We start from the raw sequence: 15,951 nt of genomic DNA, 5'->3' as shown, positions 1-15,951 counted from the left end.
GCACGGTCGACCATCGCCCGGACCCGACCTTCGCGGTCGTCGGTCACGCCTGAACCCCCCGGTCGGTTTCGCTTGCGTCACTCTCCTCTAGCGAGTGGCCCGCCATCAACAGGCCGAGGTCCTCCTCGTCGACCGCTTCCGGATCGACGATGTCGATGAACTCGCCCTCGTACATGACCGCGATTCGGTCGGCGAGTTTCCGAATCTCCTCGAGTTTCGACGAGACGACGGCGATCGCCAGTCCCTCGTCACGGAGTTCGATCAGTCGATTGTGAATGAATTCGATCGAGCCGACGTCGACGCCCCGGGTCGGATGGGACGCGATCATCACGTCTGGGTCGTGACCGATCTCCCGCCCGACGATGAACTTCTGTTGGTTACCGCCGGAGAGGGATTTCGCGTCGACTTCGGGGTCGGCGGGCTGGACGTCGAACTCGTCGACGATCTCGGCCGCGTGGGCCGCTACTGCATCCCAGTCGAGGATGCCGCCGTTGGCATACGGTTCGATGGTCTGGTTCCCGAGAAGTGCGTTCCGAACGAGGCTGTACTCCTGGACGAGACCGTCCCGCTGTCGATCCTCCGGAACGTACGCGATCCCGTCCTCGATCCGCTGTCGCCGACTCGTATCGGTGATGTCGTCCCCGTGGAGACGGATCGTCCCCTCCGCGACGGAACGGAGGCCGGTGATCCCCTCCACGAGTTCACCCTGGCCGTTTCCTTGCACGCCGGCAATGCCGAGGATCTCGCCCTCGCGGACCGTCAGATCGACGCCGGAAACCCGTTCGCGACCCCGATCGCCCCGCATTCGCAATCCTTCGACCTCGAGGACGGGATCGCCCGGCGTCGTTTCCCGCGAGAGTCGATCGAACAACACTTCGCGTCCGACCATCATCCTCGCGAGGTCCTGTTCCGAGGTCTCGTCGGCGCGGACGGTACCGATGGCTTTCCCGTCCCGGAGTACGGTGATCTCGTCGGCGATCGTCAGCGCCTCGTCGAGTTTGTGGGAGATGAAGATCAACGAGCGACCGTCGGCGCGGAGGTCGTTCATTACGTCCATCAGGCTCTCGACCTCCTGCGGAGTGAGGACCGCCGTCGGTTCGTCGAGTATCAGTACCTCCGCCCCGCGATACAGGCTCTTGACGATCTCGACGCGTTGTTGTGCACTGAGGTCGAGTTCCTCCACCGGCGTATCCAGGTACTGGTCGACGTCGAACCCGTATCGGGAACAGATCTCCTCGATATCCGCTCTGGCGTCGGACTCGTCGACCATCCCGTTTTCGGTCGGTTCGTGCCCTAAAACGATGTTCTGGAGCACGGTCATCGGCTCCACCAGCTTGAAGTGCTGGTGGATCATGCCGATCCCGGCCCCCATCGCATCGCGAGGGGACTCGAACGTCCGTGGCTCGCCCTCGACACGAATCCTTCCGGCGTCCTGATCGTAGAGACCGTAGAGGACGCTCATCAGGGTGGTTTTTCCCGATCCGTTCTCGCCGAGTAGCGCGTGGATCGTCCCCCGTTCGAGCGTAAAGTCGACGTCGTCGTTCGCAACCACGTCCCCGAATCGTTTGGTGATTCCCTCGAGCCGAACGGCCGGCGGTGTATTACTTCCGGTCATTGATCATGAAGCTGCGATCTGCATAGAAAACTGCGGTCGTTAACAGCTGGTCGGACCGCAGGTGAGTTCGATCTCGTCGTTCTCGAAGGCCCCCTTTGCCTCCTCGAGGTTCTCCCCGACCGCTGCCGGCAACTCGCCCTCGAACGACTGGCCGACCACGAAATCGATGCCTCCCTGTTCGATACTGAGGTTCTGTTCGCCGACGACGCTCTCGAAGTCGTCGTTCACTACCGCCTCGCTGACCTGGTAGGTCGCTTCGTCGAGCGCCTTGACGGCCGAACCGAGGATGACGTCCTGGTACTGGTCCTCGGTGACCGACTGATCGACGTCGACACCGAGCGCGAAGCGGTCGTTGTCCTGTGCCGCCGAGAACGCCCCTGCGCCGGCAGCCGATGCGGCGTGCCAGACGATGTCGGCACCGTCGTCTATCTGGGACTCGGCAACGTCGTTTGCTGCGCCGGTGTCGGAGAAGCTACCGGCGTAGCCGGTCAGTACTTCCGCGTCGTCGTTTACCCACTCGACGCCCTCGATGTACGACTGTTCGAAGGCGTTGATCAACGGGATGTCTTCGCCGCCGACGAAACCGACGATCGACTCGTCCGGGTCCGTTTCGCTGTCCTCGTGTGCGAACTCCTCGTCGGTCATCACGCCGGCCACGACCCCGGCGAGGAACGACATCTCGTTGTTCATTTCGATCCACCCGGAGACGTTGTCCGCCCCGTCGATCATGTTGTTGATGAGCATCCAGTTCTGGTCCGGATACTCCGCGGCGTTCGTCTCCATCGCATCCGTGTGGTTGTCACCGACACAGATGATGAGGTCGTATCCGCTCTCGGCGGTGTCGGCCTGGGTCGACTCGTACTGCGCTTCCTCGGTTTCTTCGATCGTCGTGTACTCGAGATCGAAGTCATTTGCGGCAGCTTCGAGACCCTCAACTGCATTATCGTTGAACGCGTTGTCGTCGAAGCCGGCAGGACTGGAGATGATCGCGACCTCCGTCCCCGCACTCCCTTCGTCCTCACCGAGACACCCAGCTATCGAAACACTGGAGACCGCTGCAGCACCCGTTGCGAGTATCGTCCGACGGTCCATCTCGAAGCGTTTCCCCCTGTTCACACCAGTTCCCTTCCGTGCCATACATTAGTACGTATGACCCAACACCATAATATTTCCTCATAGTTGAATACTTCCTTCGACACGTGTTCAGATATGGCCAAGAATGAAAAATGCATGCTATTTACTTCGTAATATACATATTAAACAACGAGGATAATACTCGTCGGTGACGGTTGTCTCATCTCTTTACACAAAATCGAGGAGAAAGCCCACGACTTCAGTCGTGGGATGAATCCGACCACACACGACACAAACCATCCTCGATAGCCGACCGAGAGTTGATGTAGTGGTAGCACCTAATATAGATTGGCGTCTATCTAATCGTATGCCACGCGGGTACAGTCGAGAGCGAACGTCGGTACAGAACCTCCACTACCACTTCGTGTGGTGCCCGAAGTACCGCAAGCCGGTACTCACTGACGAGGTTGCCGACCGCCTCGAACAACTCATCGAGGAGAAAGCCGACGAACTCAACCTCGACATCCTCCGACTGGCAATCCAGCCCGACCACGTACACCTTTTCATCACGGGCGACCCGAAACTCGCCCCGAACAAAATCATCCAACAGGTCAAGGGCTACACCTCGCGGAACCTCCGTGACGAGTTCGACTTCGGCCTCCCCTCGCTATGGACGCGCTCGTACTTCGTCTCCTCAGCAGGCGAGGTGTCGAGTCAGACCATCGAGGAGTACATCGAAGCACAGACTGGACGATAACGATGCGCCGAGAAGTCACCACCACGGTACGGGTCAAACTCCACTCACTCACCGAGCGGAAAACCCGATTCGTCGAACGCGAATACTCCGCGTTCCAAGACGCCGTTCACGGTGACGACGACGCGAACCTCTACTCCGCCACCAAGCAACAGGCGGACAAAGTCCGGTCGAACAAGAACCCGCGAGAGGACACCGAACAGCCTGTCGTCCTCCGCAACGACTGCATCACCATCGAACACGACGAGGACACGGTTCTCTCGTCGTGGTGGTTCAAACTCCCCGTCTACAACCCCGAGAAAGAACGCGGAGATAGCATCTGGGTTCCCGTCCGCGTCCCCGAGAAGGATACGCACCTGCTCACCGACGAGTACATCCGCGACTCGGAACTCGTCCACCGGGACGGTGAGTGGTATATCCATCTCGTCTGCAAGCGGTCTGTGGCCGTCTCAGACGAGTACGACGATGTTCTTGCTGTTGACATGGGTGCGAAGTGGATAGCCGTCAGCACGTTCCTCTCTGACCGCGACACGCAGTTCCACGGCGCGGAAGTCCGTCGCGTCCGTGAACACTACAAGCAACTCCGCAAGAGCATCGGGAAGGCGAAGGTTCGCTCGGGAGCGCAGGTCATCGAACGCCTCGGTGACAAGGAATCCCGAACGGTCGAACACGAACTGCACCAAGTGGCGAACGAACTCGTCGCTCGCGCCCGCGAACGCAACGCCGTCATCGTGTTCGGTGATATGACCGGGTTGCGCTTCGACAACGACAAGGGACGGTACGTGAATGACAAGACCCACAAGATGCCGTATGCGAAGATGGCGAACATCCTCACGTACAAAGCCCACCTCGACGGACGAGAGTGCGTTCCGGTCAAGGAGTACGACACGTCCGTGACGTGTTGGCGGTGTGGGTCACAGAACACATCGCGGGAAGTACAGGGGCGTGTTGAATGCCACGACTGTGGACTGGACGACAACGGCGACAAGAATGGCGCGACGAACATCGGCAAACGAGCCGTCGGTAAGAACATTCAGAGTCCGCTATCGACGGTGGGGGCTGTTGTGGCTCAGCCCGAAACGCAGGTCGTACTCGAAGGAACCAATGGCGAGATGGAACCTGCGAACTCCCCAGACGACGTGGGCCTAACCCTCCGTGAGGGAAGCCCACGACTTTAGTCGTGGGAGAAGTCACCTATCGAAAACAGGGACTACCGGTGGTCTCGACCGGACAGCTATCGAATCGCCGAGATGGTTCCAGCGATACGGTCCGTCACCTCCCACGAACGACGCGGCGCACACGCGGTCCGGAAGCGCTTCCATCGCGCGACCGTCGTGGCGGCTGCTCCAACCGCGTTGGCGAACCCGGGCGTTTCGTCTACCGCCGTCCTTCGCGCAGCCCCGTGATCGTCCACGGCCGCGAACGCGTCCCCCGCGCCGATCGTGTCGACGGCGTCGAGATCGTAGCCGGCGTGACTGGTTGCCCCGTCGAAGGTGGTGGCGACCGCGCCGGAACCGCCGCGGACGACGAAGACGATCTCCGGTTCCGCCGTTCTCTATTCGTGGGCGAGAGACTACGGCGAGATCGACGGGTACTCTGCGTCCGAAACGATCACGCGAAGCCGCCGCGGTGGACGAGATCCTCGAGCGGCTTGCGGTCGCTCGGCTGCTCTCGCTCCTGCAGGTCGTCGGGCAGCGTCTCCGGCGGAGCGCGCTCGCCGATCGCGACCATCGCCTGGACCTCGAACTCCTCGGGGACGTTCAGTTCGTCGGCCGCGCGCTCGTAGTCGAAGCCGGCCATTGCGTGGACGGCGAGGCCGCGGCGCGCGCCCTCGAGAGCGAGGTTCTGCCAGGCCGCGCCGGTGTCGAACGCGTGGGTTGGGGCCGGGTCGTCGTTGTGGTCGAACGTCGTCTTCGAGGCGATGACGGCGAGGGCCGCGGCGTCGCTCGCCCACGCCTCGTTCATTTCGTTCAGGAGACCGACGAAGGTCTCCCACTCCTCGTCCTCGCGGTCGGCGACGAGGAACCGCCAGTGCTGGTTGTTGAACGCGGAGGGTGCCCAGCGGGCGGCCTCGAACAGCGGCATGTACTCGTCTTCGGGCAGCGGTTCCCCGCTCATCGCGCGCGGGGACCACCGGTTGACGAACAGCGGATCGACGTCGTGTTCGGGGTCACGGTGCTCGGCGACGTCTTCGCGGAGATCGCGTCGTTTCGATACGGGCTCTTGCATCATCCGTTCGTTGGGCCCGGTCGATTATGTATTCTTTTGGACAATAGGGTTACCTAGTAACGGTCGTGTCGTCGGCTCGTGTGGACATTCGGCATGGAGAGCAACTGTCACTCTTTCTACTGTCAGTGGGAGAAAGCGGAAAGACGGGCCGCGTAGAAAGCGAACCGGGACGGGGCGATCGGCTCAGCGTCGCTCGTCAGTCGTCCGCGGGAGCCGGCGCGCCGCGTTCGACGTCGATATTCCCGGCGTCGATGTCCTCCTCGACGTTGCGGGCCGCCTCGACCATGTTCGCCATCTTGCCGTAGGCCACCTCTCGCGGGAGGAGCTTCACGCCGCAGTCCGGCGAGACCACGAGCTGTTCCGGCGGGACGACCTCGAGCCCCTTCTTGATGTTCTCCTCGATCTGTTCGACGGACTCCACTTCCGCGACGTGGGCGTCACAGACGCCGAGCGCCAGGTCCTTCGTGAACTCGGGGTCCTTGAAGACGTCCAGTTGCTCGTAGTCCCCGTTTGCCAGTTCCAGGTCGAACTCGTCGACGGGGAACTCGAGGATCTCGGGGTAGATGCGGGAGTAGTCGCCGTAACAGACGTGGAGGCCGATCCGCACTTCTTCGGGAATGTCCGCGACGATGCGCTCGAGACACTCGCCGACGATGGCGTGGTCGTCGGGGGTCGTGGCGAGTGCGGGTTCGTCGATCTGGATGTAACGCGCGCCGGCGTCGACGAGCTTCTCGATCTCCTCGTTGACGAGGTCCGCGAGGTCGTAGGCGAGTTCCTCGTCGTCCTCGTAGGCCTCGTTGAAGGACCAGTTCGCGAGGGTGTACGGCCCCGTGATGGGGACCTTGACCGGGCGGTCGCTCGCGGCCGCGGTGAACTCGTACTCGTCGACCAGCCAGTTTTCGTCGTACTCGACCTCGCTCACGACGGAGGGCTTGTCGAAGTAGTTGTGGCCCCAGACCTTCACGGGCCCGTTGAACTCGTAGCCTTCGATGCGGTGGGCGAAGAACTCGACCATCTCCGTTCGCCGCATCTCGCCGTCGACGACGACGTCCAGGCCGGCGCGTTCGTGCTCGTCGGTGATGAGGCGGGCGGCGTCGTCTTTGGCCTCCTGCCAGTCCTCGGCGTCGAACTCGTGGTCGGGGTCCTGGTAGAGTTCCTTCGCGCGGTTGAGCCACTTGGGCTTCGGGTAGGAGCCGACGACGGTCGTCAGCAGGAAGCTGTCGTTCGGGTGGTCCTCGGGTCGGAACTGCTCTTTGGTAGTCATGCTGCTTTCACCTCCGCGAGGTCCGCGGCCTCGGCAAGGACGGCCAGTTTCTCCTCGAACTTGCCGTAGGGCAGGTAGAACGTCTCGGTGTTGGTCGTCAGGTAGACCGTCTCGAACTCCGTTACCGGGATCTGGTCGTAGACCCAGTCGACGCGGTCGCGGATCGCCTCGGGGTCCTCGACCAGCGTGTTCTGACCGTCGGCGAGCCCGAGCGAGACGGCGTCGGTCGCGCCGTACTCCTGGAGGTTGTAGACGTTTTCCTCCTGGTTCGCGACGAAGTCGAAGCCGACCGCGTCGATGTCGGCGTCGAGCAGGTGGGCGTAGACCTTCTCCTCGAGTGCGCCCCAGTAGGGCTGGACGACGACGTCCGCGTCGGTCGCGGACGCGACGGTATCGATCGCCTCGCTGGCGCGCTCGTCGACGCCGTCTTCGGGCGCATTCTCGATCAGCGAGGGTTCGAGCAGGAACAGCGTCTCGTGGGCGGGGAACGCCTCGACCTCGCCGGCGAGGAAGTCCGCGATGGCTGCGAGGAAGTCCGCCTCGTCCCCGTAGTGTTCGTCGGTCGCGAGGTCGGCCAGCGAGTACGGGCCGGGGAGGACGGCCTGGAGGGCGTCGCCCTCGGTCAGTTCGGACGCCGACTCGAGTTCGCTCGCGACGTCGCCCGAGAAGTCGAGTTCGCCCTGGACGACGGGGTCGCGATAGAAGTTGTTGTTGTCGTAGTACCGAACGATCCCCTGAGTGTCGACGGCGTCGTGGACGGCAAGCGGGTGTGCGAGCATGTCGTCCCACCGGAGCTGGCCTTCGACGACTCGGTCCAGGCCCGCGTCCTCCTGGGCGGCGATCACCTCCTCGCGTGCCTCCTCGTAGGCTGCGGTGATCTCCTCACCTTCGTCGCCGCCGATGAGGTCGCCCTTCTGGTGTCCTTTCAGGTCCGAGAGGTCGTCTTTCGCCCAGTCCGGGAGCGGAAACAGCCCCGGCGTGGTCGAAACGTACTCAGTCATCGTACGGACGGCTAGGCTATACCAGTGCTTAATATTTTCCATCCTGTTTAATGCGTATTAGTAATCTATCGGGAGACATCGGTCGGTCCAAGGACCCTCGGGCCTCGAGTCGTCGGGGTGAAACGCCACGGCGGCCGCCGCGAATTATACGCCCGGCCGCGAAACGCCCGGTATGGACCTCACCGTCGACCACGTTCCGTTCGCGTTCGCGGATCTCGAGTCGATCACCGAGGAGTTCGTTCGACTCGGACTCGAGCCCGAGTACGGCGGCGTCCACGGCAACGGCGTCACCCACATGAGCGTGCTCGGCTTCGACGACCGCTCGTACGTGGAACTGATCGCCGAACGCGAGCGGAGAAAGGGCGAGGACCACGACTTCTGGCCCGAACACATCCGTGCCGACGCGGGGCCGGCCGCGTGGTGTTGTCGCGTCCCCGACGTCCGCGAGGAGTGTAAACGGCTCCTGGAGCGCGGCTACGCAGTCTACGGCCCGCTGTCGGGATCGCGCGAGCGCGAGGACGGCACGCTCGTCGAGTGGGAGATGGCCGAGTTCGGGTCGGGGACCGACGAGGACGTGCCGTTCCCCTTCGTCATCGCCGACCGGACGCCGCTTTCCTATCGCGTCGAGCCCGCCGCGAGCGTCTCCGGCGGCCCCCTCGAGGGCATCGGCCAGGTCGTCCTCGGGGTCGATCCAGGCGGACTCGAGGACGCGATCCGGGCGTTCCGTGACTGCTACGGGATTCCGACGCCGATCCGCGACTCGCCGGCCGGGTTCGGCACCGTCGCGTCGGTCCCCGGCCAGCCGGTGGCGTTCGCGGCCCCCGACGGCGACGGCTGGCTCGCCGACCGTCTCGAGCGGTTCCCCGGCACCCCGTGTAGCTGCCTGCTGGCGACCGACGACCTCGAGGCCGCCCGGGAGGCGTACCCGCTGGAGGAGCCGCTCGAGTGGCCGGAGGGACGCGTCGCCTTCCTCGACTCGGACGTCCTGGGGCGTCGGCTGGGCGTGCTCGAGCGCCGCTCCTGATACGGATCCCTGTCCCGATGTACCGGTCCAACCGCCGCGCGGGTCGCGGTTGCGCCGGAACTGACGGACAGGAAACCGTATGAACGGTCGACGACTTCGGGACTCGAACGGGTACCCGCCGAGAATCCCGGTCCCCCGGTCCAGAAGTCTGCGCGAGCGCGTGAGAAGGCCTCGAGGCTCGGTCCAATTCGGTCGTCAAACGCGTTCTGGACACGAGTACAGTCCTCGATCCTGACCATGAAAGCCCAGTAGGATGGTCTTACACGCCAAAATTATGGCTTTTCAACCGTTTTGAAGAGGTGCCTTACAATAAGCGTAGCCACGGCCCCTGCGGGCATGTGCGGTATCGTCGGTGCGTACGGCGAAGCGGACGAGCGCATGCTCTCCGAGATGCTGGACTGGATCGAGAACAGGGGGCCGGACGAGGAGGGGTCGTATATCGACCGGGACGCCGGACTCGTGATGGGAGCGCGTCGGCTTTCGATCGTCGACCTCACCGGCGGTTCGCAGCCGAAAGTCAACGAAGACGGGTCGGTCCGTGTCGTCTTCAACGGGGAGATCTACAACCACGCTGAACTGCGGGAATCGCTGAAACGGCAGGGACACCGCTTCGAAAGCCGGTCCGACACCGAGGTTCTGGTCCACCTCTGGGAGGAGTACGGCGACGGGATGGTCGACCACCTGGAAGGGATGTTCGCGTTCTCCATCTGGGACGAAACGGAGGAGACGGTCTTCCTCGCCCGCGATCGGCTCGGCATCAAGCCGCTGTACTACGGGCGAACCGACTACGGGTACGTCTGGGGGAGCGAACTTCCGGCACTGCTGATCGGCGGCGTGGATCGGACCATCGATCCGGCAGCCGTGTACAATCACTTCTCGCTCGAGTACACGCCGGGGTCGCAGACTCTCCTCCGGGACGTCAACAAGGTCAAGCCGGGCCATACGATCCGGATCGACCCCGACGGAGTGCGAGAGCGGGAGTACTGGAGCCTCCTCGACGTCGACACCGGCAGCGCAACGACGAGCTTCGAGAGCGCAGCCGACCGACTGACGGGTCTGCTGGAACGGTCGGTCGAGCAGCGACTCATGGCTGACGTCCCAGTGGGTGCGTTCCTGTCGGGGGGTCTCGACTCTTCCGCAATCGTCGGGATCGCTTCGGATCTGACGGACCGACCGCTCAAGACGTACTCCCTGTCGTTCAGCAACGACCGGTTCGACGAGAGCGACGAGGCCCGGCTGGTCGCCGACCACTTCGGAACCGATCACCACGAAGTCCACGTCGACCTCTCCTCGATGGACCTGTTCGACGAGATGATAACGTATCTGGGGGAACCGACCGGCCACCTGCAGATGCTCCCCATCTTCGCACTCTCCCGTCGCGCCAGCGAGGACGTGAAAGTCGCCCTCGCGGGAGAGGGCGCCGACGAGTTGTTCGCGGGGTATCCCCGGTACCAGCAGGTCGGGAACTACAAACGGAAAGTCGACCCCCTTCCCGGGATCGCACACGACGTCGCCGGCACCGTCGCCCCCGTTTCGCCGATCGGAACTAAATACTTCAGGTACCTCTCGTGGCTGAAAAACAACACCGAGATGGTATTACACCAGACGTGTGGATTCATGCCGTTCAGACCCGAACCCGAGGACTTCCTCGAGACCGGCGAGACGGCCGAGACGTCGGGCCTCCGTCGGCGCGTCGCGAGGGTGACCGACCACGTCGACGATCCGGCTCCCGAGCAACACATGACTGCCTTCGAGACACACTATACGCTCCCGGACTATCACCTCTACAAGGCCGACCACACGAGCATGGCCCACTCGCTGGAGCTTCGGGTCCCCTTCCTGTCGACGGATATCGTGGAGTTCGCCCGCTCGTTGCCGATCCAGCACAAAATGACGGATCAGGACGTGAAGCGGGTGCTTAAACGAGCGGTCAGTGACCTGCTCCCGGACGAGATCGTCGAGCGGGAGAAGCAAGGAATGCGACCGCCCGTCGAAGACTGGTTCCGCGACGAACACGAGGCTATCGAGTCGTGGTTTACGGAAGCGAAGCTACGGAACACGCCGTACGTCGACGCTGAAGAGGCCATGGCGTTGCGAATCGCTCACCGCCGCGGTGACAGATCCGTCGGTCGAACCCTCTGGATGATACTCATGTACGTCTCCTGGTATCACGTTTTCATCGACGAACGGACGTCGATCGTGAGTTCGCCTGTGGAACTGACCGTCCGGTAGACGTTCGCTGACTCCGTAGGGAAAGCGAGGACCGAAAACCGCTACCCGGCGACTTTCGAGCGACCCGGGTACACCCCCTTCCCTCGAGCGACTGTCGGACGCCTCTGTCACGCCGACCGGCGGGTATCTCCGAAACGTGCCCGTACATCGATACGGCACGGCGCGTCTCGAGGGAGGGGACTCGAGAACGGCGTTCCGGTAGACGCGCGCCGCCATGAACCGGGCCAAAACCTCAGTGAAGAAGCAGCGCGATCAGCTCCGTTATCGAACCAGTTCGAGGACGGTCAGCGTCTCGAAGGGGAACGACTCGTCGGCGACCGCGACGGCGCTGAACCCTTCCTCGCCGGCGCGCTCGACGACCTCGTCGACCCCCGTCAGGCTGCTGACCAGCAGGTAGACGACGCCGTCCGGCGCGAGTACGCGGCCGACGCGCTCGAGGAACGGGTCGATCACGGCCCGGCCGTCCTCGCCGCCCGACAGCGCGGCTTCCATCCAGTCGTCCCACTCGTTGTCCGGGTCGGTCGGCAGGTACGGCGGGTTGAACAGGACCGCGTCGAACGCGCCGTCGGCGAACGGCGAGACGAGATCCGCCCGGACGGTCTCGAGACCACGCTCGCGGGCCTGCCGGACCGCGTGGGGATTCAGGTCGGCGGCGATCACTCGCGCGTCGGTCTCCTCGGCAATCCGGTCGGCGACGTAGCCGGAGCCGGTGCCGACCTCGAGCACCCGGTCGCTCGCCTCGAGTCGGTCACGGGCCGCCTCGGCCAGCAGTTGCGAGTCCTCGGCGGGCTGGTAGACGTCCGTTTCTATGTCCCGTCGGTCGCGCAGTCCCATCTAGTGATCCTCCGGTTGGCTCATGCGGTACTCGCGGCTCTCGCCGTTTCCGTCTTCGGATTCGGAGTTCGAGTCGTCGCCGTCGACGGTCCCTCTCGTCGTCTCGAGTCGGACGTCCGTCCGTTCCCGACTCGAGAGTTCACGCTGTGGATAGGGGATGTCGACGCCTGCCTCCTCGAACTCGCGCTTGATCGCGTTGATGGCGGCCGTTCGGGCCTTCCAGCGCCGACGGGCGCTCGGCTTGTCGATCCAGAACCGCGCGCCGAGCACGATCGACGAGTCGCCGAACTCCTTGGAGACGACCTGCGGAGCAGGCGCGTCGAGCGCCCGGTCGAGGTCCGACAGGACCCCCTCCACGATATCGGCGGCACGTTCGACGTCCGCATCGTAGTCGACGCCGACGTCGATCTCGACCCGGAGCCGGCCCCGCCGCGATCGGTTCGTCACCGTGCTCGAGGCGATGACGTCGTTGGGGATCATGATGTACTCGCCGTCGAACGACTTGATCCGCGTGTTCACGATCGAGATGTCGGTGACGAGCCCCTCCTCGTCCTCGACGACGATCCAGTCGCCGATCTCGAACGGGCGGGCGAACATCAACACGAAGCCGGCGAGGACGGTGCCCAGCGTCTGTCGTGCGGCCATACCGACGACGATCCCCAAGAAGCCGGCCCCGACCAGCAGGCCGCCGAGGTCGTCGATCCAGACGCCGAGGACGACGACCAGCGACACCGACCAGACGAGGACCTGCGTGATCCGGTGGGTGATCTCGCGCTGGTGGTCGGTGACGGCCGTCGCCGAGCCAAGCACCTCGTCGAGGACCCGTTTGAGAAAGCGAACGAAGATGTACGTCGCGACGAGCAGGATGAACGAGACGATCGCTCGCGCGACGACCTCGCCGCCCAGCCCGCGCTCGGCGTAGATCGACTGGAGTTCGCTCGTCTGGCCCCACACGCCGACGACGATTGCCAGACTGAGCAGGCACGCGCCGGTGAGTAACGTGAAGGCGACGATATCGCCGTACAGGGGCCTGGACCGTTCGGTGACCCAGCGTTGCACTCGCCGATAGCCGAGCAATGCGACGAGCAGGAGCCCGACGGCCGCGACGGTCACCGCGAAACGTAGTTCCGTCGGCTCCACGGCCCGCGACAGCCAGTCGAGTCCGGTCAGTAACGCCGACATGGTCGTTCTCTCTGCCAGCAGTCCACCGCGGAGCTTTGAGTATCCGTTGGTCGGTGTCGGCGAGCCGTCGGCAGGTTTGGGTCTCTACGGCCCCGATTAGTCGTCCTCGAGCCCGCTGACTTCGAGTGCCAGTTCGGCGAGCGCGGCGAACTCCGCGGGTGCCATCGCGTCGGCCCGCTTTCGTAGAAGGTCCTCGTCGGCCGCGTCGACGACCGCGTCCGGATCCGTCAGCCCGGAGATGTGGGCCGTGTTCCGGATCCCGTTGCGGATCGTCTTCCGTCGCTGGGTGAACAGGGCCTTCACGAACCGCAGGAAAAAGTCCTCGTCTTCGACCTCGTACTCGGGATCGCGCGGCACCGCGCGGATTACCGCGCTCTCGACGGCCGGCGGCGGCGAGAACGCCTCCTTCGGGACCGTCTCGACGAGTTCGACGTCGGCGTAGTGTTGCGTCGAGACCGACAGCCGACCGTACTCGGACGTGCCGGGATCGGCGACCATCCGTTCGGCGAACTCCTGCTGGAACATCAACACCAGCGGACGCCCCTCCGGGAGCAGACGGAAGGCGATCTCGCTCGAGACGCCGTACGGGAGGTTCGACACCGACGCCGTGAACTCGGGGAGGTCGGCCTCGAGAGCGTCGCCCTCGATCACCGTCAGCCGACCGTCGTCGATGGCATCTACGAACTCCTCGCGCAGGAAGGCCGCGAGGTCGGGGTCGCGTTCGACGACGGTCACCTCGTCGCCGAGATCGAGGAGGCGATCGGTCAGCGCCCCCGTTCCGCCGCCGATCTCGAGCAGGTGGTTCGTCTCGGCATCGATCTCCTCGAGGTAGGTGGGGAGTCGATCGAGGACGCGATCGTCGACGAGGAAGTGCTGGTCGCGGTCAGGATCGCCGCGGACGCCGGCCCGGGCGATCAGCGCGTCGGGGTCTCTCATTGCCGGCGGTTGGGGGGCGGCGGGTGTAAACGCACCGTCTCGAGCCGGTCGCGACGCCGACGGCTGGCGGACGATCGAGCCGTGAGAACGGGGATCGCACAGCACCGAGTCGGCGAAACCGGCTTACTGTTCCTGCCCCCGGCCGACGAACGTCTGGTACTTCAGGTCGTCGTCCCGCAGTTCCTGGAGGATACGTTCGACGAGCACCTCGTCGGGGTCGTGCAGCCCCGAGACCCGCTCGGAGAGGTCCTCGAAGCTCTCGAAGGGCTTGCGCTTTCGCTCGTCGAGGATGCTGTTTCGCAGTTTCTTGCCGATCCCCGGAAGCAGATTCAGCTGGTGGAGCCGCAGGGTGATCGGCTGGGCCTCGTTGTAGAAGTCGACGAACCGCTGTTCGTTCTCCTCGACCAGGTCCTGGACGACGTACTCGAGTTCGGACTGGGCTCCCGAGGAGAGATCTTCGTACTCGACCTCGTTGCACTCGGTGACCACGTCGCGCTCGGCGGGCGGCTCGACGACGACCTCCGTACCGATCGTGAGCCGTTCGTCCTCGTCGAACGCGACCTGGTACAGCTGGAAGTCCTCGACGCCGAGGGCGTACCCCGCGGGGGACTTCTCGTACTGCGGTCGTCCGTCGTCCGACAGGCCGTGGGCGAGGTAATCCAACACGACTGCGCGCCGAACGTCATCGTCCGCGTCCGTCCCATCGCTGTCGGCTTCGCTCATAACGGGTAGATACGAGGACGGCTTACTTAAAGAATCGGCCCGCCCGCGGACGATCGGACCGCCGCCAGGTCCTCGATGCTCGAGACGGTCGGAAAGACTCGTCGTCAGGCGTACTGCGCGACGACGTTGAGAATCTCGTCGAGTTCGTCCCCCGACAGCGAGTAGCGTTGCTGTGCGTACACGGAGCGGAGTTCGTCCCGGTTGCGCGGCAGGAGGTTAGCGATCTTGTACGCGGTCGCTTCGTCGACCTTCTCTACGTCCTGGAGGTCGTCGACCAGCTGCTGGGCCTCCTCGGGCTCGAGGTGGGCGAAGCGGTTGACGTGTTCGATCGCTCGCGCGAGTTCGTAGGGGAGCTCGCGGTCCTCGTCTAACGCGCGTTCGGCTTCGATGTCGGCGAGCAGTTCCTTCGTTTCCGAGACCGTCAGGAACTCCTCGTCGACGATCTCTTTGAAGATCGTCATGCTGTGTTCGGGTGAGGAGCGTTCAGACCCGGTCCTCGGCGCGTTCCTGTGCGCGCATGTGGGCGGCGGTGACGATCAGCGTTTTGTCCTTGCCGCCGTCGTTGATCTGCACCTTGAACGCGTCGCCTTGCTTGCCGACGACTTCGCCGGTGAGACCGTCGAAGCGCGGGTGGAAGCGACCCTTGTGGACGCTCGGGTCGATTTTGAGGTGGACCTTCTCGCCCTCCTCGTACTCCTGAATCGCGCGCTGTGGCGGTGATGCTCCGCGTTCTCGGGGATCGTTCGAGAGTTTGTTCCGGGTTCCCTGACGAGGGCCATTAGAGTTCGGCATAGTCGTACGACCCTCTTACTTGGTGACCGTTATAAAACGCACGTTCCGGGTTCGTCACGACCGGTGTTGCGTCGCTCGCCCGGGACGCCGATCCGATCCGATCCGATCCGATCCGATCCCGTCTCGATCCGACCCCGGATAGTTGGATAACCAACAAGTTTACAGGGACGGACCGTATAGGGACGCCTGGCAGGGGATTGGGGGAATCAGTCGTTGCCAGATCGGTTCCGTCCACTATGTGACATCATCCCCTGCCCGTCCCACTCGCCTGTGACTGACATCCTGCCAGTG

General features: G+C 63.8%; 15 protein-coding genes. 4 read left to right on the top strand and 11 right to left on the bottom strand.

Going from position 1 to position 15,951, the window contains the following annotated elements; translation table 11 throughout:
* Positions 1-43: 43 nt before the first annotated feature.
* Positions 44-1,615 (bottom strand): ABC transporter ATP-binding protein, encoded by a 1,572-nt coding sequence (locus BM113_RS15765; RefSeq protein ID WP_089789004.1) that lies wholly within the window; start codon positions 1,613-1,615, stop codon positions 44-46.
* A gap of 39 nt (positions 1,616-1,654) precedes the next feature.
* Positions 1,655-2,752 carry a BMP family lipoprotein gene (locus BM113_RS15760; protein ID WP_089789003.1) on the bottom strand — a complete coding sequence of 366 codons (1,098 nt, stop codon included), beginning with the start codon at positions 2,750-2,752 and terminating at the stop codon, positions 1,655-1,657.
* Positions 2,753-3,056: 304 nt separating this feature from the next.
* Here BM113_RS15760 and tnpA point away from each other — a divergent pair, with 304 nt between their 5' ends.
* Together tnpA and BM113_RS15750 are read left to right on the top strand one after the other, a co-directional pair.
* Positions 3,057-3,446 carry an IS200/IS605 family transposase gene (tnpA, locus tag BM113_RS15755; RefSeq protein ID WP_089789002.1) on the top strand — a complete coding sequence of 130 codons (390 nt, stop codon included), beginning with the start codon at positions 3,057-3,059 and terminating at the stop codon, positions 3,444-3,446.
* A gap of 2 nt (positions 3,447-3,448) precedes the next feature.
* Positions 3,449-4,621, top strand: a complete 1,173-nt coding sequence (locus tag BM113_RS15750; protein WP_089789001.1) for an RNA-guided endonuclease InsQ/TnpB family protein — start codon at positions 3,449-3,451, stop codon at positions 4,619-4,621.
* A 433-nt stretch (positions 4,622-5,054) separates the two neighbouring features.
* On the opposite strand, the gene BM113_RS15745 is transcribed toward BM113_RS15750, so the two are convergent.
* From BM113_RS15745 to BM113_RS15735, 3 genes are all read right to left on the bottom strand, one after another.
* Positions 5,055-5,672 (bottom strand): nitroreductase family protein, encoded by a 618-nt coding sequence (locus BM113_RS15745; protein WP_089789083.1) that lies wholly within the window; start codon positions 5,670-5,672, stop codon positions 5,055-5,057.
* Positions 5,673-5,868: 196 nt separating this feature from the next.
* A complete protein-coding gene (locus tag BM113_RS15740; protein ID WP_089789000.1) occupies positions 5,869-6,936 on the bottom strand; it encodes a methionine synthase in 1,068 nt (355 codons plus the stop codon).
* On the bottom strand, positions 6,933-7,937 hold the full coding sequence (locus tag BM113_RS15735) for a 5-methyltetrahydropteroyltriglutamate--homocysteine methyltransferase (RefSeq protein WP_089788999.1): 1,005 nt from the start codon (positions 7,935-7,937) through the stop codon (positions 6,933-6,935). The genes BM113_RS15740 and BM113_RS15735 overlap by 4 nt, the downstream gene beginning before the upstream one ends.
* A 172-nt stretch (positions 7,938-8,109) precedes the next feature.
* Between BM113_RS15735 and BM113_RS15730 the strand changes: the two genes are divergently transcribed.
* Both BM113_RS15730 and asnB read left to right on the top strand, forming a co-directional pair.
* The gene (locus BM113_RS15730; RefSeq protein ID WP_089788998.1) at positions 8,110-8,961 is read left to right on the top strand and encodes a VOC family protein; all 852 of its coding nucleotides are present in this window, start codon (positions 8,110-8,112) and stop codon (positions 8,959-8,961) included.
* Positions 8,962-9,297: 336 nt separating this feature from the next.
* Complete coding sequence (asnB, locus tag BM113_RS15725) at positions 9,298-11,193, top strand: asparagine synthase (glutamine-hydrolyzing) (protein ID WP_089788997.1); 1,896 nt, start codon at positions 9,298-9,300, stop codon at positions 11,191-11,193.
* 261 nt (positions 11,194-11,454) lie between these two features.
* On the opposite strand, the gene BM113_RS15720 is transcribed toward asnB, so the two are convergent.
* From BM113_RS15720 to BM113_RS15695, 6 genes are all read right to left on the bottom strand, one after another.
* Positions 11,455-12,027: a HemK2/MTQ2 family protein methyltransferase gene (locus BM113_RS15720; protein ID WP_089788996.1), complete on the bottom strand. Its 573-nt coding sequence runs from the start codon at positions 12,025-12,027 to the stop codon at positions 11,455-11,457.
* A complete protein-coding gene (locus tag BM113_RS15715; protein ID WP_089788995.1) occupies positions 12,028-13,209 on the bottom strand; it encodes a mechanosensitive ion channel family protein in 1,182 nt (393 codons plus the stop codon).
* Between the two features lie 96 nt (positions 13,210-13,305).
* The gene (locus BM113_RS15710) at positions 13,306-14,145 is read right to left on the bottom strand and encodes a 16S ribosomal RNA methyltransferase A (protein ID WP_089788994.1); all 840 of its coding nucleotides are present in this window, start codon (positions 14,143-14,145) and stop codon (positions 13,306-13,308) included.
* Between the two features lie 123 nt (positions 14,146-14,268).
* The gene (locus BM113_RS15705) at positions 14,269-14,868 is read right to left on the bottom strand and encodes a DUF655 domain-containing protein (RefSeq protein WP_089788993.1); all 600 of its coding nucleotides are present in this window, start codon (positions 14,866-14,868) and stop codon (positions 14,269-14,271) included.
* Between the two features lie 104 nt (positions 14,869-14,972).
* A complete protein-coding gene (locus BM113_RS15700; RefSeq protein ID WP_089788992.1) occupies positions 14,973-15,329 on the bottom strand; it encodes an RNA polymerase Rpb4 family protein in 357 nt (118 codons plus the stop codon).
* A 22-nt stretch (positions 15,330-15,351) separates the two neighbouring features.
* Entirely contained in the window at positions 15,352-15,660 is a 309-nt protein-coding gene (locus BM113_RS15695) for a 50S ribosomal protein L21e (RefSeq protein WP_007143403.1), read from the bottom strand.
* Positions 15,661-15,951 lie beyond the last annotated feature (291 nt).

Source organism: Natronobacterium haloterrestre (genome assembly GCF_900112205.1).
Lineage (GTDB): Archaea > Halobacteriota > Halobacteria > Halobacteriales > Natrialbaceae > Natronobacterium > Natronobacterium haloterrestre.
Note: the sequence above shows the minus strand (reverse complement) of the source record. Positions and strands in the feature narration are given on the sequence as shown.